Origin of the sequence: Psychromonas sp. SR45-3 (assembly GCF_014163575.1) — a bacterium.
Taxonomy (GTDB): domain Bacteria; phylum Pseudomonadota; class Gammaproteobacteria; order Enterobacterales; family Psychromonadaceae; genus Psychromonas; species Psychromonas arctica.
Map to the genome: position 1 here is coordinate 26,433 of NZ_JACJDP010000010.1, position 23,160 is coordinate 49,592.

Sequence of the window (23,160 nt, forward strand, 5' to 3'; positions counted from 1 at the left end):
TCACCTTTCTACTGTAATTTTACCCTGTTTCACGTGAAACAGAGTGCGTTCTTGCGTAAATAAATCTCCGATGCTCTGCGCTGAAATAGCGCTAATAAACACCTGAGCATCGGACTCTATAATATGTTTTGCTAATAGTGTTTGCTTGTTGCTATCGAGTTCAGAACTGAAGTCATCAATTAAAAAAACACACTGCTTATTGTCGATGGAATTTAAAAACAACCCTTGTGCTAAACGTAATGCATAAACAAGTAGCTTTAACTGCCCTCTCGATAGAACATCAGAAACAGGTAAGTTATTGATTTTTAATTTTAAATCCGCCTTTTGGGGACCAATACTTGTATAACCTAATTGCTTATCTCGATGAAAATTGTCGGATAAATATTGTGCTAACGGCTTATTGTTTTTGTCCCAACCACAAAAAAATTGACTTTTGATAGTAAACTCGGGCAGAAAATCTGCAATAGTTTGTACTATTAAAGGCTCTAATTTCGCAAAGTAATCGGCTCTCTGTGCGCTTATTTGCTCACTCAAGACACAAAGTTCATTATCCCATACTTGAAGCTCTTTGTAAGCGTTACATTGCTTTAAAGCGGCATTCCTTTGTTTTAAAAGTCGCTTTATGCGAGACCAGTTACTATAAAACAAAGGATCATGATAAAAAACGCCCCAATCTAAATAAGCACGGCGATTTTTAGGACTTCCTGATAATAAAGAATAGCTTTCAGGCGTGATTAATTGCATCGGAATGTATTGTGTTAATGACGCTAACTTCTTAACTATCTGACCATCGATTTTAAGGGTAGTTTCACCGCCTCTCGACTTTTGTAAACCGATTGGAAAAACGCGCTGCTGGAAATTGATTTCGCTATAAAGTGTAAAATGAGCTTGGTCGTGTTGAATAACTCTATTGGTTAAATGAGTTCGAAAAGAACGGCCTAATCCAAGTAGGTAGATAGCTTCCAGTAATGACGATTTGCCACTACCATTTTCACCAACAATTAAATTAATTTTGCAGTCAAAGATGAGTGTAGCGGAGTCGATATTACGGAATTGGTTAATGATTAATTTCTGTAATGACATTAATCAATTCCTTAAATAAAACGTGATAGGTGCAATTGTTAATCGTTAAAGGCGCATTGGCATTAATACGTATAGTGAGTCATCACTATCAAGAGATTCTATCAAAGCACTGTGATCAGATGTACTGAAGGTGATTTTTACTTGTTCGCTTTTCAAGGTGTTTAATACATCCAATACATAACTTACATTAAAACCTATTTCTAACTCTGCAGAATGATAATCTACATCGATATACTCTTCTGCTTCTTCTCGTTCTGGATTATTGGCGGTAATTTTTAATAAGTTTTCAGATAGTGTTAAGCGCACGCCGCGGAATTTTTCATTGGATAAAATGGCTGCGCGAGTGAAAGCTTGTTTTAGCGTTTCACGACTAGATATTAATTCTTTATCACCATTTCGCGGAATAACACGTCGGTAATCAGGAAAACGTCCATCGACTAATTTAGTGGTGAATACAAATCCATCAATCACAGCACGTAAGTTGTTTTTACCTAATTGAATGGTAACGTTAGCTTGCTCTTTATCTAATAGCTTAACCAGTTCTAAGACCCCTTTTCGAGGCACAATAACGGATTGCTCTTCAATCGCTTGGTCAATATTAATAGAACAGGATGCTAAGCGATGCCCATCAGTAGAAACACTACGTAAAGTATTACCTGACACTTCAAAGAACATACCATTCAAGTAATAACGGACATCTTGGCTAGCCATTGCAAACTGCGTGAATTCAATGAGCTTTTTAAATTCATTTTGCGGTACGGTTAATTCGATCAAACTTTGCCATGTTTCAATATTTGGAAAGTCAATCGAAGGTAAGGTTGAAAGTAAATAACGGCTTCGACCAGATCGAACGGTTACCCGTTCATTTTTTACTTCAAAAGTGACTTCACAGGGATCGGCTAATCCGCGACAAATATCTAATAATTTACGCGCTGGTACAGTAATTGCTCCATCTTCAGATGCTAGATCTAATGGAATTTGTGCCATTAATTCTACTTCTAAATCTGTACCCGTTAGGTTTAAAAAGTTATCTTTTACTTCAATCAGTATGTTACCCATAATAGGTAAAGCTGGGCGCCCGCCCGCAACTGAGCCGACTACTAATTGTAGTGGGCGTAATAAAACTTCACGAGAGATAGTAAATTTCATCAGATAACCTTTTCTTACATGGATAATGTGCGGATAAGTATTTTGTAGTCTTCTTGAATATCATTATTTTCACGACGCAATTCTTCTACTTTGCGGCAAGCATGCAATACAGTGGTATGGTCTCGACCGCCAAATGCTTCACCAATTTCAGGTAAGCTATGTTGGGTTAACTCTTTTGCTAATGCCATGGCTATTTGACGTGGACGAGCGACCGTACGAGTACGACGTTTTGAGGACATATCAGAAATTTTTATACGATAGTGCTCAGCGACGACTTTTTGAATGTTATCAACCGTAGTTTGTTTGGTATGAACTGCTAACATATCACGCAGTGCATCTTGTACTAGCGGAATAGTAATATCCTGCCCTGTAAATTGTGCTTTTGCTGAAATATTCGCAATCGCTCCTTCTAAAACACGTACATCGGTAATAGTTAATCGTTTTGCGATAAAGAAGGCCACATCATCGGGTAAATGTAAACCACGCTCTTCCGCTTTAGTAATTAAGATTGCAACACGCGTTTCTAATTCTGGCGGATCAATTGGAATTGATAATCCCCAACCAAAACGTGTACGCAGTCGTTCATCAATCCCTTCAATTTCTTTAGGGAAACGGTCACTGGTTAAAATTACTTGTTGATGCGCATCTAACATTGAGTTAAATGTTTGGAATAATACTTCTTGAGATCGGTCTTTACCTGCGAAGAAATGAATATCATCGATTAATAGTGCATCTAACGACGCGTAATATTCTTTAAATTGCTCAATGGTATTATTACGGATTGAATTGATCATATCTTGAACAAAACGTTCTGAACGAATATACACAACTTTGCTGTCAGGATTTTCTGCCACAATGGCATTACCCACGGCATGTAATAAATGTGTTTTACCTAAACCTGGATGTGCATATAAAAATAATGGGTTATAAACATCACCAGGATTTTCTGCAATTTGTTGTGTTGTTGCAATTGCAAAATTATTAGATTTACCTTCAACAAAGTTATCAAATGTATATTTTTTAATTAAATTGCTTTTATGCGCAACAGTTGGTGACTTTGACTCACCTTCCCACGGTTGGTTAGTATTTAAAACAGGCGCTGCTTTTTGTGCCGCTGGTTTATTAGCTGCAGCATTTGCAGTACCGACTAATAAACGTATCTTTATAGTTTGATTGGCATCTATTGCGTGGATTAATGTTTGTAATTTAGTCTCAATGATATCCATATACTTTTCACGTACCCACTCACTGGTATATTTATTTGGTGAGTATAATGACAGTACATTATTATCATATTCTGCCTGTAGAGGACGTAACCAAGTGCTAAAGTCTCCTGCTGATAGCTCATCTTTTAATTGTGCTAAACATTCTTGCCAAATAGCGAGGGACATCGTCGAACTCCAGTAGATACATTAGGGCGGATAATTCTACCGACAAGAGCGGCATTACGCCATAAGATCTGTTAACAAAAAGAAAAAAAAGATCCTTGTATTTTGTTGCATTCAATGTTTAAAGCATCCACAAGCATGTAACTAGGCAGCATCTGGCATCTCGTACTTTATCCACAACAAGATAGTTTAGCCATTCAGAAATAAAGCTTGACAAGATCGCGGAAGATCCTTGCTAATTAGCGCTGCTTATATATAATCTTGCCACCCTAACTTTTGAGTTTGGCTCGTAGAGATAATTTATCTTCTTAGTATCAATTTCTAAGGAGTATGAATTTAATCTGCCAGAAAGAAGCATCTCTGATTGACTTTTAGTCGATCAATCAATAGAATTCGCTCTCTTTTTAATCGGCTAATGCTTTTAATTATTCTTGCCTGGTTACTTTTCGAAGTAATTAAGCTTATTTTTTAAAAAAACTAGCTACTGTACAGTACTTAACAATAAGTGGAAAAGAGCATGAAACGTACTTTTCAACCAAGCAACATCAAGCGTAAGCGTTCACACGGTTTTAGAACTCGTATGGCGACTAAGAACGGTCGTGCCGTATTAGCTCGTCGTCGTGCTAAAGGCCGCGCTAGCTTAAGCGCATAATTTACCAGACGTGGTGAATTATTCGTTTTCTCGGGAGTTACGTTTGTTAACTCCCGAAGATTTTCAACCTGTATTTAAAAATGCTATTCCGGCAGTATCTCCACACTTAACTCTTCTTGCTAGAAAAAATACCCTAGAACACCCTCGTATTGGTATGGCTATTCCTAAAAAGCACATTAAACATGCTGTAGGACGTAATCGTATCCGTCGCATTGTAAGAGATCATTTCCGCCTTCAACAACATGAGCTTCCAAACATCGATATCGTCGTCGTTGCCAAAGCTGGTATTGCTGATTTATCAAATCAAGAACTTCATAAAGTATTGGATAAGTTATGGCGAAAATTAGTGCAGCGTTGCAATGGATAGCAATTAAATGTATTCGTGGTTATCAGTTAGTTATTAGTCCTATGATTGGACCTCGTTGCCGATTTACGCCAACTTGTTCACATTATGCGATAGAAGCAATTAAGAGTCATGGTATGATAAAAGGATGTTGGCTAGCGGCTTGTCGTCTTGTAAAATGCCATCCTTTTCATGAAGGAGGATATGATCCTGTACCTCCTTGTTGCGCTACTAAAAATAAACCTAAACCTTAGAGATAAAATACGTTATGGAATCACAACGCAATTTACTTTTCCTCGCACTCTTGTTTGTTAGCTTCTTGCTATATCAAGCCTGGGTTGTTGAGCAAAACCCTCAGCCAATTGCTGCTGCGCAAACGACTGAACAAAGCACTACAACACAATCATCAGTTCCATCGACTAGTAATCATAGTGCTGATATACCAACTTCATCAGATGATACTGCTTCTGTACAAGTACCAACACAAGCATCAACTAACGCGATTGCTGTTTTAGCTAACGATCAATTACGTTTAGAAATTACTTTAGTAGGTGGTGATGTCATTGTTGCTGATTTAATCGGTCATGATGATTCATTAGATTCAGGTGTTCCATTCCGTTTATTAGAAAATGATGATGGCTTTACCTACATCGCGCAAAGCGGTCTAATTGGAAAGCAAGGCCCGGATGCAAATCCTAAAGGACGCCCTTTCTATAGCGTTGATAAGACTGAAAATGTTATCTCTGAAGGCCAAGACTCGGTTTCTACTGCATTACGCTATGTAGATCAAGCTGGTAACGTATTTATTAAAACGTTCACATTAAACCGTGGCGAATTCAATGTACATGTAGATTATACTATTGAAAATAAATCAGATAGTGAAATCAATGTTCAGTTATACGGGCAGTTAAAAGAATCATTAGAAGAGCATTCTACAAATCTAATGATGCCGGTTTATCGTGGTGGTGCTTACTCCACAACTGATACTAAATACAGTAAATACAAATATGACGAAATGGTTGAACGTAACCTGAACAAATCAACTGAAGGTGGTTGGGTTGCAATGTTACAGCACTATTTTGTTTCTGCTTGGATCCCGTCTCCAACAGACAATAATTTGTTGTACAGTAATGTTATCCAGAATAAAGATGCGGCCATTGGTTTTAAATCTCCAATTAAAACTATCGCACCTAACAGCACTGAAAAATTTGCTACTAACCTTTGGATAGGTCCTAAATTACAAGAAGAAATGGCACAAGTTGGTGAGAACTTAGACTTAACTGTAGATTACGGTTGGTTATGGTGGCTTGCACAACCGTTATTTAAATTGTTGTTATTCTTCCAAGGTATTGTTGGTAACTGGGGTGTGGCAATTATTTTGATCACCTTTACAGTTAAAGGTGTGTTATACCCACTGACTAAAGCGCAATATACGTCAATGGCTAAAATGCGTTTACTACAACCTAAAATCCAAGCATTACGTGATCGTTACGGTGAAGACCGTCAAAAAGTATCAAAAGCAATGATGGAAATGTATAAAGAAGAGAAAGTGAACCCATTAGGCGGTTGTTTCCCTATCTTATTACAAATGCCAATATTCATCGCTTTATACTGGTCATTAATGGAAGCGGTTGAATTACGCCATGCACCATTTATGTTCTGGATCCAAGATTTGTCAGTACAAGACCCATTCTACATACTGCCAATTCTAATGGGTGTAAGTATGTTCTTCATTCAAAAAATGTCTCCTGCTACGGTTCAAGACCCAATGCAGCAGAAAATTATGAAGTTTATGCCTGTTGTATTTACTTTCTTCTTCTTGTGGTTCCCTGCAGGTCTAGTACTTTACTGGCTAATGAGTAACATCGTGACATTAGTACAGCAAACTATTATTTACCGTCAGTTTGAAAAGCAAGGTTTAGGACATAAAAAATAGTTTAACTATTTAGCTTTTGCTTAAAGCATCATAAATAATTATATTATTTAATCATTGAGAAAAGGCGACTATAATAGTCGCCTTTTTTATTGCCTTTATTTTTAGGAACAGAACATGATAAAAGCGACTGATACTATTGTTGCACAAGCAACTGCACCTGGCCGTGGCGGCGTTGGCATTGTGCGTGTTTCTGGGCCTGATGCAGAAGCGGTTGCACAGATTATTTTAGGTAAATTACCTAAAGTGCGTTACGCGGAATATCTGCCTTTTCACGATCAAAATAATGAAGTTCTAGATCAAGGCATTGCATTATTATTTAAAGGGCCAAATTCATTCACAGGCGAAGATGTGCTGGAGCTACAAGGTCATGGCGGCCCTATTGTGATGGATATGCTGATCAAAGCTATTTTAACCATTAAAAACCTTCGTAGCGCTAACCCAGGAGAGTTCTCTGAACGTGCATTTATGAATGATAAGCTAGATTTAGCGCAAGCAGAGGCTATTTCCGACTTAATTGAAGCTAGCTCAGAGCAAGCCGCTAAAAGTGCGCTGCATTCACTGCAGGGTGAATTTTCCAATAAAGTAAATGAACTGGTTGAAAGCCTTATCTATTTGCGAATTTATGTGGAAGCTTCCATTGATTTTCCCGAAGAGGAAGTTGATTTTTTAAGTGATGGAAAAATTGCTAGTGATTTATACAAAATTATAGACAACCTAAGCGCCGTTAAAGAACAAGCTAAGCAAGGTGCTATTTTACGTGATGGAATGAAGGTGGTGATTGCTGGGCGACCTAATGCTGGTAAATCAAGCCTATTAAATACCTTAGTGGGCAAAGAAAGTGCGATTGTGACAGATATTGCCGGTACAACACGAGACGTGATGCGAGAGCATATTCATATCGATGGTATGCCATTGCATATAATTGATACTGCTGGCTTGCGTGAAGGTGCTGATGAAGTGGAACGTATCGGTATTGAACGAGCATGGACTGAAATTAATAATGCTGATCGTATTTTGTTTATGTTGGATGCCACCACTACAGACGCAGAGGATCCACGCGAAATCTGGCCTGATTTTATTGATCGTTTACCGAATAATGTAGGCTTAACCGTAGTGCGCAATAAAGCCGATCTAACAGGTGAAACATTGGTCACAACAGAGCATGATAATCATCCTGTTTACCGTATTTCGGCTAAAACTGGTTTGGGTGTCGATGATTTAAAACAACACCTTAAAGATATTATGGGGTATCAAGGTAATACTGAAGGTGGGTTTATGGCAAGAAGACGACATTTAGAAGCCATTGACCGAGCTGAACAACATTTATTAGAAGGTAAAGTGCAGCTTGAAGAATACCAAGCCGGTGAATTATTAGCAGAAGAGTTACGTTTAACACAGCAACATTTAAGCGAAATCACAGGGGAATTTACTTCTGATGATTTATTAGGACGTATTTTTTCTAGTTTCTGTATCGGTAAATAAAGGTTTAAAATCTATTTTATTAAACCGCCTATCTGGCGGTTTTTTTATCTTAAAATTTTAACGCCTTGAAGTAAGACAAATACTCGCGACATGATTCTAACAAGCCTAAATATTATTTAAAATAAATTGAACTTTTTTAAAAATCATTAATATTAGTAATATTTTTGTCATACAAAATCCCTAGACTGCTTCTCCGTGAACAGCACTTAGCTGTTGAACAAAAATTATATTCCTTAGATATTATTTTAAATAAAACACGGATGAATCATGAAAAAAACATTATTAGCAACAGCAATTCTAGCAACCGTAGTGTCAGCAACGGCAAACTCTGCAACAGTATATGACAAAGACGGTACAACGCTAAAAGTAGGTGGTCGTGCTGAAGTACGTGCTGAGTTTATTGATAATGATGAAGGCTCGATTACTGATGAAAGTCGCGCTCGCATTAACTTTGGTGGTGAAACTAAAATTTCAGAATCATTAACAGGTTTTGGTTTCATGGAATATGAGATTAAACCAGGTGAAGAAGCTAAAAACCGTTATTTATTCGCTGGTTTCGCAACTGAATTTGGTAAATTTTCTTACGGTCGTCAAGATACAGCGAATGTACAAGTATCTGACATGACTGATATTGCTTCTTATCATTCCGGTATTCAGCAAGTATTTGATGCTTCATCGGATAAAGAAGATAATACTTTTCTTTACTCGAACAAGTTAACGGATCAATTAACGCTACAAGCTAACTATACGGCGAGTGATGTTGATGATAGTGATTCATATGCTATCTCTGGTCTGTATGAGTTCGATTTTGGTTTAGCGCTTGCTGCTTCTTACACTGATACAGAAGCAGACCAAAACCAAGCAACATTAGGTGCTGCATATACACTAGATAATCTATATGTTGCTGTTACCTACGCGATGGGGGATATTGATGCTGATAATGATTTCAGATCGATAGAAGCAGCCGTTCAATATAAATTTACCAAAGAGTTTCGCATGATAGGTATTATTGGGCAGGCAGAAGAAGCGGATGTAGATACAGAAGACTTTTACGCAATAGAAGCACAATACCGATTTAATAAATCCATCCGAACTTATGTTTCCTACGCACTCAACAACCTCGATGACAGTGACGATTCATTAATTGCAGGTGTTCGTTATAATTTTTAATGACAACTACAACAGCATTCATAAACAATCTCGGCACTGCCGAGATTGTTTTATTTTAAGGAGGATTGCAATCTGTGTAGCAATACTATTTTTTTACTAATTATACCAATCTAAGAAATTATCTAGTCATTTATGCTTGTTAAAATGAATCCTAGGTTCGTTGTTGATTTTGTAATGAGAATAACTAGTTACTGCAATCAGTGCTTTGCTATCATTCATTTTCCCTAACGCCCAAATAGACCATTTATTTATCCAGATAAGTATTAAAAAGAGTATTTCTGTTTTTCATTCAGTATTAATAGCTAGCGATTATTCAAACATGCCCTTGGTGCTACTTTTTCTCTCGTCGTGATTGTTCATTTAATTCGGTCGAATATATAATGGGACAATCAAATATCATATTTTATTACTTTATTTTTTTAGACTAGTTAGCCCTTCAGTTTACATTACTTCACGATTTCTCAATTTTTGAGTTTTTATCGATTGGGATGATTGGAGGTATTTCTGCCCCTTTAAGGGTAATCTTCACAAAATTAGAGTGTTAAATGAAGAAGTATAACCTGTATAAGCACTCCTTATTTCTCGATTTAACTGCATAATAAAGCAACAAAAATTGATCTTATTCACCCATTTATAATGATTTTTTAATCAAATACTCCACATTACTTAGCTTTACTGTTTTTCTTCTATTATTTTTTTGTGAGACATTGACCATGGCAAGTAGGGGAAATAGCACTATTTATTAGGTTTATTTAGCTAGTCATACAAATAAAACTAACGTTAAGATGTTGATTTTTAAGTGTTTGAATGTTTTCTGTTCGTGTAGGCCAATAATTAATGCAAATAAAACTGCAATTATTAATTAACAAAGACGTAATATTCATCTCGCAAACGGGGAGTTGATTTACAGGATGTAGACATCAAACCATCGCATTGTCAGGATGACAATTGGACCTCTCAGGATGAGGGTTTATAAAACAGGATGTTTTATAGTCATGGAAGAAAAGGACACTCTAGGATAGAGTTTTTAGTATCTACTAGGATTGTGGATATTAAGTCAAGATGACAAAGAAGGACACCTCCTAAGGAAAGGGAGATGATGGATAAACAGGATGTTATCTAATACGGATGTTACAAGGACGAGCCCAAAGGAGTTGGGAAGTGGACGCCTAGTATGGCATGGTCAAAAGGATGTAACGCATGGAGCATCAACTATCACGGATTCGATAGAGAGACTAAATTAAGGGCAGCTTCGGCTGCCCTTTCCTTTTTCTGCTTTTTAATTCACGCTAACTGGCTTTTCAAGCTATCTTCTAATAACTCATACTTAAATTTAAACCCTGCTTTTATCAATTTTGTTGGTCGAACATTAGTGCTCGATAATAATAATTCTTCTCCCATTTGTGCAAATAAAATCTTTACCATCAATGCTGGTAATGGGAATATACAAGGTCGTTTTAAAGTGTTGGCCAATATGACTGAAAAAGTTTGATTATCAACGGGGTTTGGAGCAACTAGATTAACAGGCCCTGACAAAGAATGATGTTGCATAATAAATAAAATGGCATTCAACTCGTCTTGTAAGTCTATCCAGCTCATCATTTGTTTACCACTACCTATTCTCCCTCCCACTCCCATTTTAAAAGGTGTTAGCATTTTAGCTAATGCTCCGTCTTTTTTACTCAAAACGATACCAGTACGTATATTAACAACACGAGTCTTAGTTTGATCGACTTGTTGACTAACACATTCCCATTGTGATGCTAATTGGCTGACAAAGTCGGTACCTTTAACTGATTTCTCATCGACGGGTTGTTGACCACTATTACCGTAAAATCCAATCGCAGAAGCACAAATAAATAAGGTGGGAGGTGTGGCAGAATTATTGATGTAATCGACCATTAATTGAGTTGATTGTAAGCGGCTTTTGCTTATTTTTTCTTTAACTTTATCGGTCCAACGTGACTTCGCTATATTCTCTCCAGCTAAATGAATAATTATGTCTGGATTAGGGTGTCCGTTTAGCTGTATTTCTTGGGCTTGAATATTCCAATAAGGTGAAGAGGTATTAGGAGTACGAGTTAAGGTATAAACATTGTAACCATGAGTGTTTAAAAGCGAGACTAATGAACTACCGATTAAACCTGATGAGCCAGTGATCAGTACATTTATTTTATTTTCAGTTACTTTACTCATAGTCACTCCTTAATCTTATTAGGACTACATACGTTAGTAATGATAAAATGGATCTTTATTTTTTAGATGAACCAGAATTATGCTGTTAATGATCGATAATTATGACTCCTTTACTTATAACTTAGTTCAGTATTTTGGTGAGCTACAGCAGAAAGTGATCATTAAACGCAATGACCAAATTAGTTTACAGGAAATTGCTGACCTAAACCCTGAGCATATCGTTATTTCCCCAGGGCCTTGTACACCTAATGAAGCGGGAGTGTCGTTAGCAACCATTGAGCGTTTTGCAGGGCAAATTCCAATCCTAGGGGTGTGTTTAGGGCATCAAAGTATTGCGCAGGTTTTTGGTGCTAATGTGATTCGAGCCAATAAAGTAATGCATGGTAAAAATTCATTGATTAAACATGATAATAGAGGGGTATTTAAAGGATTGAATAACCCATTAGATGTCACTCGCTACCATAGCTTAATTGTACAGGAAGGGAGTTTGCCCGCTTGTTTTGATGTTTCTGCAAGAGTTATCCAGAGTCAGGAAATTATGGCGATTCGTCATAAAGAGTTTGCCTTAGAGGGGGTACAATTCCATCCTGAAAGTATTCGATCTGAGCAAGGTTTAATGCTGCTTAATAATTTTATTAATCAAGATCTTGGATTGTCAAAATAAGTGCGTATATTAACCATTTATTAGGTCATTTTATTCATGTTTTAGCCAGTTAAAGGAACTCTTTATGTCAAACACTCACATTACACGTTCGCTATTTGATCAAGTTATGGTGCCAAACTATGCTCCGTTAGAAATGATCCCTGTGCGCGGTGAAGGTTCGCGAGTGTGGGATCAACAAGATAATGAATATATTGATTTAACTGGTGGTATCGCTGTTAATGCTTTAGGTCATGCCCACCCTGAATTGATACAAGCTTTGACTGAGCAAGCGAAAAAGTTATGGCATGTCAGTAATATATATACAAATGAGCCAGCGCTAAGCTTGGCACAAAAATTAGTGGATAATACGTTTGCCGAAAAGGTGTTTTTTGCAAACTCCGGTGCTGAAGCGAATGAAGCTGCATTAAAATTGGCTCGTCGAGTTGCATTTGATAAATATGGCATAGATAAAACTGAAATCATCGCTTTTTACCAAGGTTTTCATGGTCGTACATTCTTTACCGTTACTGCTGGTGGACAAGCCTCTTATTCCGATGGTTTTGGTCCTAAACCTGCCGCTATTACGCACCTTGAATACAATGATATAAATGCACTTGAAAAAGTCATTTCAGATAAAACTTGTGCGGTTATTTTAGAGCCATTGCAAGGTGAAGGTGGTGTTTTACCGATCACGCCTGAATTTGCACAAAGGGTAAGAGCATTGTGTGATAAACATAATGCGTTAATGATTTTTGATGAAGTGCAAACAGGTATGGGTAGAACTGGTAACTTGTTTGCTTATATGGGGTTAGGTGTCACTCCTGATGTATTGACGTCAGCTAAAGCACTGGGCTCAGGCTTTCCTATAGCAGCAATGCTAACTAAAACCTGTTTTGCAGAACACTTAACCGCTGGTACTCATGGTACAACATTTGGTGGTAATCCACTTGCTTGTGCCGTTGCGGGCAAGGCCTTTGACCTTATTAACACAGAAACAATGTTAACGGGTGTAAAACACAAAGAAAAACTAATACGTCAACACCTACAAGCCATTAACGATGAGTTTTCTATCTTTAAAGAAGTTCGTGGTGCAGGTTTATTGTTAGGTGCCGTATTAAATGAACAATATCAAGATCAAGCTAAAGTTTTCTTTTTAGAGGCTGCTAAGCAAGGTCTACTTATTTTAGTGGCGGGGGCAAATGTACTGCGTTTTGTACCAGCTTTAAATATTTCAGATGACTTAATCGAGCAAGCAATGCTGAAATTAAAACAAGCAGTAAAAAATATCGTCAATAAAGATACTTAAGAGCAAGGTTGTCATTCTGTAAATGAATGACGTTTTGCTTCAATTAGATTTAAAAACTGGGAGCTCATAAGATGAGACGCGAATTAGCAATAGAATTTTCTCGAGTAACGGAAGCGGCTGCATTAGCAGGATACAAATGGTTAGGCCGAGGTGATAAAAACACCGCCGATGGTGCTGCTGTAGAGGCAATGCGCCTTATATTTAACCAAATAGATATTGACGGTGAAATTGTTATTGGTGAAGGCGAAATCGATGAAGCGCCAATGTTATATATTGGTGAACATGTGGGTACTGGTGTAGGTGATGCGGTTGATATTGCTGTAGATCCGATTGAAGGCACTCGAATGACTGCAATGGGACAATCAAACGCATTAGCAGTACTTGCCGTTGGTGAAAAGGGTAGCTTCTTACGTGCACCAGATATGTATATGGAAAAGCTTATTGTTGGTCCTAATGCTAAAGATGCGATTGATTTAGAGCGTTCACTAGAGCAAAACTTAAAAGCGATTGCATTTGCCCTAGGTAAATCATTATCTGAATTAACCGTCGCTACGTTAGCAAAACCACGCCATGATCGTATCATCAAAGATATGCAGGGTATGGGTGTACGTGTATTCGCAATTCCTGATGGTGATGTAGCGATCTCTGTATTGGCCTGTATGCCAGATAACCAAGTTGATGTGTTGTATTGTATTGGCGGAGCCCCTGAAGGTGTTATTTCAGCGGCTGTAGTACGTGCTCTGGATGGTAATATGCAAGCACGCCTTATTCCTCGTCCAATGGTTAAAGAGCCGACAGAAGAGAATATTCGCATTGGTAAAGAAGAAGTTGCTCGTTGTGAAGCTGTAGGCATTGAAGTTAATAAAGTCTTAAAACTTGAAGACTTAGTGAAAAATGATAACGTTATTTTCTCGGCAACGGGTATTACTAAAGGCGATTTAGTAGAAGGTGTTTCTGTTAACGGACGTTTAGCGACGACTGAAACATTATTGGTACGTGGTAAATCACGTACAGTGCGCCGTATTCATTCAACACATTATTTAGACCGTAAAGATCCAAACTTAAAAGATATTATCCTTTAACGGTTTGTTGCTTAATAAAAAAGGCGCCTAGTGTGCCTTTTTTGTATCTATCGTATTTATAATAAATATTATTTTCGTAACTTAACCTGGCTCACTTGATGATTAATCGATTTTTTTAGAATTAAATTAGCTCGGTCACGGGTGGGGCGAATATTTTCTTCTAAATTAATCCCGTTAATTTCATCCCAAATTTTGCCTGCTATTGAGATAGCTTCACGTTCAGTCATTTTTGAATAGCTATGAAAATAAGCATTTGGATCAGTAAATGCACCTTCTCTAAATTTCAGAAAACGTTGAATATACCAAGTTTTTAATAGCTCTGTATCAGCATCAACGAAGATAGAAAAATCAACAAAATCAGAGACAAATACTCGATGAGATTGTTCTGGATCGTTTAATGCCGCAGTTTGCAATACATTCAAACCCTCTAAAATAACAATATCAGGCTGTTCAAATTGCAATGACTGATCCGGAATAATATCGTAGGTTAAGTGTGAATAAATTGGTGCAGTTATTTTCTTTTTACCCGATTTAATCGCTGAGACAAATTCGATTAACGCTTTAATATCAAAGCTTTCAGGAAAACCTTTACGATGCATTAAATTACGAGCCACTAAATCTTTATTAGGGCGTAAAAAACCATCAGTTGTTACGAGGGCAACTTTAGGATGCTCTGGCCAACGTGATAATAAGGCCTGTAAAATACGTGCCGAAGTACTTTTTCCAACGGCAACACTCCCAGCAATACCGATAATATAAGGTACTTTTTCATTATGCGCATCAAGGAATTTATCACGTACAGTATGTCGATATTGGCGTGCACCCACATATAAGTTTAATAAACGAGAAAGTGGTAAATAGATATCTATCACTTCCTGCATTGATAAGGACTCATTGATACCTTGTAATTGGGTGATATCCTCTTCTGACAGCGTTAATTTAACATTGTCTCGTAAATGCGCCCATTCATTACGCTCAAAGTGCATATAAGCGCTAAGCAAGCTTTGTTGGTTGAATGCCGCATGATTACTCATTAGGTACTGCGCTTGTTTCTTCGAAATAAATAGATTTGCTGTTACCAATTGGGTCATCGGCATAAAGGTGGTATTGCCCTGCAGGCTTAATTAGTAACTCAAATAGATTAACCAGTGCCTCTTGAGACTCTTCAATATTAGCTTGTTCATGTAGGCGTTTAAGAGCTGTATCAAAATTACTTTTTACCCAACAACTATAATCATAGAGATCTAAATACGCCTCTTGTAATAGATAAACACCTTCGATCAAGATGATATCTATATTATCAAAGTTATAATCTACTTTACGCGGGCATTCTGCATCGTCTAAGTTGACTGATGTTTTAATGCTACCAAATAATTTCAAAGGTAGTACTAACTCTTCAAACATTTCGTCAAAGCGATAAGCATTTAAATAATATTCTTCGGGGCTGTTCATGACGTTAAAGCGAATGCTTTTACTCGCTTCCCAATCATCAGTATGAATAACCGCTACATTTAAACCATCTAATCTTAGGGCTGCGGCTATTTTTTCGGTTAATGCACGTTTGCCACTGCCTTCAATACCACTAATAGCAACAACTTGTGCTTTGGTGGATTCTTTATGGTTGTGTAGTTCTTTAATAGCACTTTTCATTTGTGCCGCATTATTAAACATGGTTTTCAACGATCATCTCCCTATCTAGACGGCGCTATTATGCCACAAAAATGAAAAAAGCCACTAAAGTGGCTTTTAATTTTAGATAAGGATACTTTAGTGCCTGATTTAATCAGTTTTTTTAGTTAAAAATGTCACTAATTCAACGAACTCAGCAGTGCTTCTCACTGATCCTGTATTTACTTTATATTTACCATTAACAATCAGTGTTGGTACACCGCGAACTTTAAAGTTTTCAGTATTACGTTTCATTTGTGAAGCAAGGCCGTTAACAGGGAAACTAGCTAAAGCACCTTTTGCTTCCTCTTCAGATACACCGGCTTTATCAAAAATAGCTAGGATATCTTTTTCACCATTAATAGGTTTACGTTGTGTATGTATTTGATCAAAGATAATACTAGTCACTTCTTCTTTAACATCTAATAGATCAGCTGCAGCGAAGGCTTTAGTTACTTCTGGACCCATGTTACCACCTAAGAAGTTAACGTGATTTTTCTTAACCGCTACATCAGCTGGTAATTCGCTTTGTAATGTTTTCATTAGGGGTTCAAATTTAAAACAATGTGGGCAATAAAAAGAGAAAAACTCTAAAACTTCAGGCTTTTCTGTGGCTGTTTGTTTAATAACATCATAATGCGTGCCTTCTTTGAAATCAGCCGCGTTTACACTTAACGGTAATAAGAATAAGCCGATTAATAGAGCAAAAACCTTTTTCATATTTGTTCCTTTATTGTATTTAGAGTCGTAATTAGTATTTATTATTTTTAATTAGTACTGTGGTTGAAGTGTTAAAGGTGCTTCATCCAATAATAATAACTGTTGTTGCAAGGATTGTAGCAAGTCTTTCCAGTATTGGTCAGTTATAAACCATGGAAAGTTTCGAGAAAATGCCGGATCTGTCCACCTATTGTTGATCCAGCTCACATAATTGATGATGCGCATTGTGCGTAACGCCTCAATATACGGCAATTGTTTGGTATCGAAGTCAAATTCTTCTTGGTATCCTTCTAAAATCATTGATAACTGTAGTTGTTGTTCACTACGGTCTCCATTTAGTAACATCCAAATATCTTGTATTGCAGGGCCCATTTTACAATCATCAAAGTCGACCCAATAAGGCAGATCTTCTTTTAGCAATATATTACTCGCATGTGCATCACCATGAATGGCAATCAATTTTAATTTAGTAGGATTAGTCGCTTTTATTTTTTGTTGAATTTGCTCAATGACAGTGAAAAGAGGGGATTTAACAGTATTCGGTATATATTCACAGCTTTTTAAGTCATTTAAGGCTTGTTCAATGGTGGTGACCATATCGAAATTTGGTCGAGTGGTAAATTGATGCTGAGAGCCGATTTTATGTAATTTTCCTAAAGCTATACCTACATCATATAAACTATCAATATTATCAACTGCTAGAGTGCGAGCAGAGAGGTTATTAAATAAGGCAAAATGATAGCCTGCAAACGAGTGTAAGGTTTTGTCATCAAACATAAGTGGTACAGAGAGATTTAAACCCGATGCTAATAAGCGTTGACTAAATGCATGGTCTTCTAATAATTGTTGCTCGTTCCAACGTCTTGGACGATAGAATTTAACCACATAACGCTGTTTATTCTCATCACTAAATGAGTAAACGCGGTTCTCATAAGAATTTAACGCTAATAAACCTGTTTCAGGATAAATTCCAATGCTTGCTAAGGCGTCCAACTGACACTCGGGTGTCAACTTTCGATAGCTTAAAGGTTCGTTTTGCATTCTTTTCTCCAACAAAAAAAGGCGCAACTAACAATTAGCGCGCCTTAATAAGGTTAATTTAACAGTATTTACTTACAAGCCAAGAAAGAATGAAGCATCTTGTTGGATTACTTCGTCGCTATCATCTACGTTAGTTAGTTTGATAGTAATAGTTCTTTTTTTCTCTTTAATATCATAAGGGTCAACAGCAATGGAAATTGGTTGAGTAAAAATTTCTCCAGAGCTTATAGTTACTTGCTTCGGCCCTATCATGGTCGCATCTTTTAACCCTGAAAAAGTAATATTGTAGGTCTGTGCTTGAATCGTTTTATTGAGTACTTTTAAGGTATAAGTATTTTCTATTAAACCATCAACGTTTTCACGATATAAAGAAGTTCTATCACGTAAAATTTCCATCTCTACTTTGGTTAATGTGGCTATATTAACAAAAAACAAGACAAGCATGACAACCAACATCAACCCATACCCAATGATTTTAGGGCGCATTAGCTTGGTTTTTTTACCTTCCAATATTTGTTCTGATGTGTATGAAATCAAACCCCTTGGATAACCCATTTTATCCATGGTTTCATCACAGGCATCAACACAGGCACCACAGTTAATGCATTCATATTGTAAGCCGTCACGAATATCTATGCCTGAAGGACATACTTGCACGCATAAATCACAATCAACACAGTCACCCAACTCAGTTTCTGAACGGTCTATTTTACGTGAACGAGGGCCGCGCTTTTCACCACGTGTCGCATCATAGCCAACACTATAAGTGTTCTTATCAAACATGGCAGATTGAAAGCGTGAATATGGACACATATGAATACAGAAAATAGAACGCATCCAACCCGCATTTGCATAGGTTGAGAAAGTAAATATAAACACCATTAATAAAACAAGCATGCTACTTTGACCGGTGAAAAAATCACGATAAAGCGTTTCAACAGGAACAAAATAAGAGCAAAAAGCAAGGGCAGTAAATAATGAAACTATTAACCAACCGGTGTGCTTCGCTGTTTTTCGCCATATTTTATTAAAACTCCACGGCATTTGATCAAGTCGTTTACGTTTATTAGCCGTGCCTTCAAAGCGTTCTTCGAACCATATAAAAATAAAGGTCCAAACTGTTTGTGGGCAAGTGTAACCACACCAAACTCGCCCTAAATAAGTGGTGAAGAAGAACAGGGCAAAGGCGGCTATTATAAATACCCATGCCAGCAAGGTTAGATCTTGAGGAAATAGAAGCATGTTAAAAAGATGAAATTGTTGCTTATCAACATCAAATAAAACAGCTTGATGTCCATCCCAACGGATCATAGGAATGGTGAGGAATAATAGAATTAAACCCCAACCTGTTAATTTACGAATTTTCTGAAAAAGGCCGTAAGCTGCACGCACATAAATACGATTGCTTGGATTAAAACGATCGGCACTTTCTTTATGAGTTGTCTTGATCTCTTTAATTTTAATTTTCTGCGTCATTTGTAAACACCTGCTGTAAATAATACCGCGATTATAAAGGAATTATGAGTGAATAAATGCAACAGATAAAACAAAAACTATGCTCAAATTACTGCTTTATAATAAATACTTAGCTATAAATGGTAATGATTATTGTTTAACTTATTTTTGCTCTGAATGAGCTTGATTTGGAAGATTAGTTCGCAGTTTGTTTAACAGTAGACAAATCATTATTAAATTTAAATCTTTGGGATAGATCATTTAACGAAGAAAATCGTGGTATTGCATGGTTTACTTTATTTTGAGCTGAAGTAATTAAAGCTTCGCAATAAACAAAGCTTTATTTAATACTAATGCTTATAGTGTTTCACTACAGCCTTTCGCACTCATTACTGGTATTGCAGTCGCTTTTGCTGTGTTGTAAGCACTGTCTAGTTTTACTTTTGTACTTTCAGTGCTGATACCTGCTGCTGTAAGCATGCTTGAACCTGACTCAAGGTTGGCTGCTTGTGCTTCGTAAGTAACAAAAGTTTGCTTGATTGCAGAGCAACTTAGACTAGGGAAGTTTGTATTAAGTAAGTTGCTTGTTAAGCTGCTAACAGAGCTAGTAGCGCCGTCAGTGGCAGAGGTCGCTGCTGAGTTAGCTGTTGAAGTAAGGTCTGAGCTAGTAGTTTGACAACCAGCTAGTAGGGCGCCACCTAATAAAATTAAAGCAATTTTTTTCATTTTTTAGTTCACTTATAGTTTAAAGAAATAGAAGTGTATTTTTTAAAATGAAAACAATCAATAAGGTAATAGGATGTTATTGATATAATATCCTATTACCGACTTACTAGGATTGCTTTGTTGATGACCTTTATTGCGGGGAATGTTGTTTAAACTGATGGTGCTCCTGATCATAAAAAAAGTCATGCTTTGCCAGTCTTTCTACTAGTAGTGACTTTTCAATTTCATAGGTAACACAGAGATCTTCAAGTGTTTCACTTTCATTTCTTAATTTCATATTAACGATGCTAAGCAGCATATTAACATCCATTTTTTTATAATTTTCTAACATTGCCTTCATCCTTTTTATTGATTAAGTCTATGTCCGTTTTATAATAAACCGCGTGCTTTTAATAATGCAGTTTGAAAGTCATCTTCACAATCTTTTGCTATGCCAGGAATCATGTCACCTTTTGCAGTTTGATCCATTTTTAAATGATAAATAATCACTTCATCTGTTAACTCTGCAACCGATTTATCAAACCCTGATTCAGTTGCTATTAACTGTAATACTTCTAATAAACTCAATTCTTGATTTTTTAACCAATAAGGCTTTATTAGCGCTAAAATTTCATTGATACGATGAGTTTGCATATATTAGACTCCTTGTAATGGATACATAACTTAATTAAGCCGTGATCAGGATTTCTCCATACTCACTAAAAGCTTGTTGATTAATTAACTCTTCTGCGAGATCTTCAATATCAAAACGAGCGCCATCAAATAACATTAATGCTAATTTTTCATTAGCTTTTATTGGCATACTAAATTGCTCACTTAATTTTTTTAATGTTTCCCAAGAGATAATACATCTAATTAAGTGCCCTTGGCATTGAGCTTGAAACTCTACTTGTTGTAACTGAGCGTTATAGTATTCGTTATCTGCAAAAATAATACTTTGATTCATATTAAATTAACCGGCTAAATTATGACGTAATTCATTTAACACTTGTTTCGCGCCAGGTTTGACACCGCGCCAAATAGCAAAGCTTTCTGCCGCTTGGCCAACTAACATACCTAAACCATCAATGGTTAAGCGAGCACCATTCTCTTTTGCCCATGCATTAAATGCCGTTACTTGAGCATTATAAGTCATGTCATATATGGCTGTTTCTGGGGTGATCAATGCCGTGGATATATTTGGTAAACTACCGTGTAAACCTGCTGAGGTAGAGTTGATAATGAGATCAAATGGACCTGATAAATCACTAAATTCAGAGGCATTAATATTACCTAATGCTTTGAAAATAGAGACCAAGGTTTCAGCCTTTTCAAAAGTACGGTTTGCAATCGTTAACTGTGCAGGATTTTCTGCTAAAAGCGAACTACATACACCACGTGCAGCGCCACCAGCGCCTAATAATAAAATGCGTGCGCCGGTTAGGTTTACATGGTTATTTTTTAAGTCTAAAACTAACCCTGCACCGTCAGTGTTATCACCAATAATTAACCCGTCATCAGTTTTCTTTAGTGTATTTACTGCACCGGCTAAACGTGCACGATCCGTTAATGACTGTGCAAACTGAAAAGCTTCTTCTTTAAAAGGGGCAGTAATATTGCAGCCTTTTGCATTACTATTAAAAAAGGCTTGAACTGCTGCAGTGAACCCCTCAACCGGTGCTTCAACAATACCGTAAGACATCTGTTGCTGTGTTTGATTAGCAAATAAAGTGTGGATAAAAGGCGATTTACTATGTTTGATTGGATTGCCAAATACAGCGTACTGATCCATGTGAGCTCCGATTTCAATAAATTTAGTAAGGGTTAATTTATCATGTATGTGTTATTCAGGGTATTTTATGAGGTACTTTTCAGCGCTTTATTATAAATAAATTAGGCGTTTCTTAATAATTGAAGGTTGCTAACTCAAGCATACTTATTTTCGAGCAAGTTAGTGTTGTTAAGCTTTGCAGTTTGTTAATATAGTGGTTCATTATCTGGCATATCTTTCTGCTAAATAGCTACTTTCCTTTACTGAGTTTTTTGATTATGCCAATAACTACTTTATTAACCACTGCGTTAGCAAAACGCGAGACCCTTATTAATAATTTATCAAACGCTAATTTACCAAAAACAGATTGTTTTCGTGTTTTTCATGGCACGGTTGAAGGTGTTAACGGGCTTAATATTGATCGTTATGGTGACGCTTGGTTAATTCAGACTTTCCATCAAACACTTAATGAGGAAGAACTACAATCAATCCATAACGTATTGTTAAGTGCAGCTGATTTACCTGTTGTATATAACGATCGGTCTAATAAAAACTCTCGTGTTATCAATAAACTTGATGTAGACATTGATGCTTATGCACATTCCGATCAAGTGATCGCTGAAAATGGCATATTGTTTAATAGCAAGCTACGCCATGAAGGACAGGACCCGCTATTATTTTTAGATATGCGTGTTGGGCGTGAGTTTGTTAAAGCAAACAGTCATAAAAAAACGGTACTAAATCTGTTTTCATATACCTGTGGTATTGGCACTGCTGCTGCGGTAGGTGGCGCAAAACGGGTGGTTAATGTTGATTTTTCCTCTTTTGCATTAGCGGCAGGAGAAAAAAATGCGCAGTTGAACGGAGTTGAATTAGTTTGCCAGTTTATTCAAAGTGATGCTTTTCCGGCATTACGCCAGTTAGCTGGGCTTAAAGTCGCGAGCCGAAATAATAAAAAACTGCCTAGTTATCCTAAAATGTCTGCTTCTCAGTTTGATTTGGTCTTTTTAGATCCACCTCGTTTTGCTAAAAGTGTATTTGGTACCGTGGATTTGGTCAATGATTACCAAAGTCTATTTAAACCGGCAGTGCTAACGACTAAACAGGGCGGCACCATTGTGTGTTGTAACAATGTAGCGAAAGTTGATAAAGAAGCATGGTTTAAAAGTTTAGTCCGTTGTGTTGAAAAACAGGGCAGAGAAGTAAGTCATGTTGAATGGTTAGATTGCCATCAAGATTTTCCATCGTTTGATGATAATCATCCATTAAAAATAGTGGCCTTAACCTTATAATAATTATACTTATTATGCATATCAGTAGACACAAAAAAGCCGAGTAAAACTCGGCTTTTCTCTTCAAATATTAGAGTG

At 36.9% G+C, this 23,160-nt stretch carries 24 protein-coding genes; 10 read left to right on the forward strand and 14 right to left on the reverse strand.

Translation table 11 applies throughout. The annotated features are described in order from the left end of the window. From recF to dnaA, 3 genes are read right to left on the reverse strand one after another with little or no spacing between them, the layout of a single operon-like run. Window positions 1-1,083: a DNA replication/repair protein RecF gene (gene recF, locus H5084_RS07650; RefSeq protein ID WP_028869410.1), complete on the reverse strand. Its 1,083-nt coding sequence runs from the start codon at window positions 1,081-1,083 to the stop codon at window positions 1-3. 45 nt (window positions 1,084-1,128) lie between these two features. After that, window positions 1,129-2,232, reverse strand: coding sequence for a DNA polymerase III subunit beta (dnaN, locus tag H5084_RS07655; RefSeq protein ID WP_028869409.1), 1,104 nt, complete (start codon window positions 2,230-2,232; stop codon window positions 1,129-1,131). A 14-nt stretch (window positions 2,233-2,246) separates the two neighbouring features. Next, the gene (dnaA, locus tag H5084_RS07660) at window positions 2,247-3,623 is read right to left on the reverse strand and encodes a chromosomal replication initiator protein DnaA (protein ID WP_028869408.1); all 1,377 of its coding nucleotides are present in this window, start codon (window positions 3,621-3,623) and stop codon (window positions 2,247-2,249) included. A 514-nt stretch (window positions 3,624-4,137) separates the two neighbouring features. Here dnaA and rpmH point away from each other — a divergent pair. The 6 genes from rpmH (at window position 4,138) to H5084_RS07690 (ending at window position 9,203) form a co-directional block, all read left to right on the forward strand. Next, on the forward strand, window positions 4,138-4,272 hold the full coding sequence (gene rpmH, locus H5084_RS07665; protein WP_028869407.1) for a 50S ribosomal protein L34: 135 nt from the start codon (window positions 4,138-4,140) through the stop codon (window positions 4,270-4,272). A 10-nt stretch (window positions 4,273-4,282) separates the two neighbouring features. Continuing rightward, a complete protein-coding gene (rnpA, locus tag H5084_RS07670) occupies window positions 4,283-4,639 on the forward strand; it encodes a ribonuclease P protein component (protein ID WP_028869406.1) in 357 nt (118 codons plus the stop codon). Beyond that, window positions 4,606-4,869, forward strand: a complete 264-nt coding sequence (yidD, locus tag H5084_RS07675; RefSeq protein WP_028869405.1) for a membrane protein insertion efficiency factor YidD — start codon at window positions 4,606-4,608, stop codon at window positions 4,867-4,869. The genes rnpA and yidD overlap by 34 nt, the downstream gene beginning before the upstream one ends. Window positions 4,870-4,883: 14 nt before the next feature. Next, window positions 4,884-6,551, forward strand: coding sequence for a membrane protein insertase YidC (gene yidC / locus H5084_RS07680; RefSeq protein ID WP_182690085.1), 1,668 nt, complete (start codon window positions 4,884-4,886; stop codon window positions 6,549-6,551). Between the two features lie 114 nt (window positions 6,552-6,665). After that, a complete protein-coding gene (mnmE, locus tag H5084_RS07685) occupies window positions 6,666-8,033 on the forward strand; it encodes a tRNA uridine-5-carboxymethylaminomethyl(34) synthesis GTPase MnmE (RefSeq protein WP_182690086.1) in 1,368 nt (455 codons plus the stop codon). Window positions 8,034-8,300: 267 nt separating this feature from the next. Next, a complete protein-coding gene (locus tag H5084_RS07690; RefSeq protein ID WP_028869402.1) occupies window positions 8,301-9,203 on the forward strand; it encodes a porin in 903 nt (300 codons plus the stop codon). Between the two features lie 1,284 nt (window positions 9,204-10,487). Here the strand turns inward: H5084_RS07690 and H5084_RS07695 are convergent. Then, window positions 10,488-11,399, reverse strand: coding sequence for a TIGR01777 family oxidoreductase (locus H5084_RS07695; RefSeq protein WP_051369193.1), 912 nt, complete (start codon window positions 11,397-11,399; stop codon window positions 10,488-10,490). Window positions 11,400-11,478: 79 nt separating this feature from the next. On the opposite strand from H5084_RS07695, the gene H5084_RS07700 reads away from it, so the two are divergent. The 3 genes from H5084_RS07700 (at window position 11,479) to glpX (ending at window position 14,430) form a co-directional block, all read left to right on the forward strand. Next, complete coding sequence (locus tag H5084_RS07700) at window positions 11,479-12,063, forward strand: aminodeoxychorismate/anthranilate synthase component II (protein WP_028869400.1); 585 nt, start codon at window positions 11,479-11,481, stop codon at window positions 12,061-12,063. 64 nt (window positions 12,064-12,127) lie between these two features. Next, a complete protein-coding gene (locus H5084_RS07705) occupies window positions 12,128-13,348 on the forward strand; it encodes an aspartate aminotransferase family protein (RefSeq protein ID WP_028869399.1) in 1,221 nt (406 codons plus the stop codon). Between the two features lie 71 nt (window positions 13,349-13,419). Then, a complete protein-coding gene (glpX, locus tag H5084_RS07710) occupies window positions 13,420-14,430 on the forward strand; it encodes a class II fructose-bisphosphatase (RefSeq protein WP_028869398.1) in 1,011 nt (336 codons plus the stop codon). A gap of 68 nt (window positions 14,431-14,498) precedes the next feature. Here glpX and coaA read toward each other — a convergent pair whose 3' ends face one another. From coaA to aroE, 10 genes are all read right to left on the reverse strand, one after another. Continuing rightward, complete coding sequence (coaA, locus tag H5084_RS07715; RefSeq protein ID WP_028869397.1) at window positions 14,499-15,464, reverse strand: type I pantothenate kinase; 966 nt, start codon at window positions 15,462-15,464, stop codon at window positions 14,499-14,501. Next, window positions 15,457-16,101 (reverse strand): uridine kinase, encoded by a 645-nt coding sequence (locus H5084_RS07720; protein ID WP_245600436.1) that lies wholly within the window; start codon window positions 16,099-16,101, stop codon window positions 15,457-15,459. The genes coaA and H5084_RS07720 overlap by 8 nt, the downstream gene beginning before the upstream one ends. A gap of 108 nt (window positions 16,102-16,209) precedes the next feature. Beyond that, complete coding sequence (locus H5084_RS07725; RefSeq protein WP_028869395.1) at window positions 16,210-16,818, reverse strand: thiol:disulfide interchange protein DsbA/DsbL; 609 nt, start codon at window positions 16,816-16,818, stop codon at window positions 16,210-16,212. 51 nt (window positions 16,819-16,869) lie between these two features. Further along, complete coding sequence (locus tag H5084_RS07730) at window positions 16,870-17,859, reverse strand: serine/threonine protein kinase (RefSeq protein WP_028869394.1); 990 nt, start codon at window positions 17,857-17,859, stop codon at window positions 16,870-16,872. Window positions 17,860-17,931: 72 nt separating this feature from the next. Further along, window positions 17,932-19,335, reverse strand: coding sequence for a cytochrome c oxidase accessory protein CcoG (gene ccoG / locus H5084_RS07735; RefSeq protein ID WP_028869393.1), 1,404 nt, complete (start codon window positions 19,333-19,335; stop codon window positions 17,932-17,934). A 336-nt stretch (window positions 19,336-19,671) separates the two neighbouring features. Next, entirely contained in the window at window positions 19,672-20,040 is a 369-nt protein-coding gene (locus H5084_RS07740; RefSeq protein WP_028869392.1) for a hypothetical protein, read from the reverse strand. 130 nt (window positions 20,041-20,170) lie between these two features. After that, a complete protein-coding gene (locus H5084_RS07745) occupies window positions 20,171-20,371 on the reverse strand; it encodes a DUF4250 domain-containing protein (RefSeq protein WP_028869391.1) in 201 nt (66 codons plus the stop codon). 38 nt (window positions 20,372-20,409) lie between these two features. Further along, window positions 20,410-20,673 carry a YihD family protein gene (locus H5084_RS07750; RefSeq protein ID WP_028869390.1) on the reverse strand — a complete coding sequence of 88 codons (264 nt, stop codon included), beginning with the start codon at window positions 20,671-20,673 and terminating at the stop codon, window positions 20,410-20,412. Window positions 20,674-20,707: 34 nt separating this feature from the next. Continuing rightward, window positions 20,708-20,986, reverse strand: coding sequence for a DUF1488 domain-containing protein (locus H5084_RS07755; RefSeq protein WP_028869389.1), 279 nt, complete (start codon window positions 20,984-20,986; stop codon window positions 20,708-20,710). 6 nt (window positions 20,987-20,992) lie between these two features. Continuing rightward, the gene (gene aroE / locus H5084_RS07760) at window positions 20,993-21,811 is read right to left on the reverse strand and encodes a shikimate dehydrogenase (RefSeq protein WP_028869388.1); all 819 of its coding nucleotides are present in this window, start codon (window positions 21,809-21,811) and stop codon (window positions 20,993-20,995) included. Between the two features lie 257 nt (window positions 21,812-22,068). Here aroE and H5084_RS07765 point away from each other — a divergent pair, with 257 nt between their 5' ends. Then, entirely contained in the window at window positions 22,069-23,082 is a 1,014-nt protein-coding gene (locus H5084_RS07765) for a class I SAM-dependent rRNA methyltransferase (RefSeq protein WP_182690087.1), read from the forward strand. Window positions 23,083-23,160 lie beyond the last annotated feature (78 nt).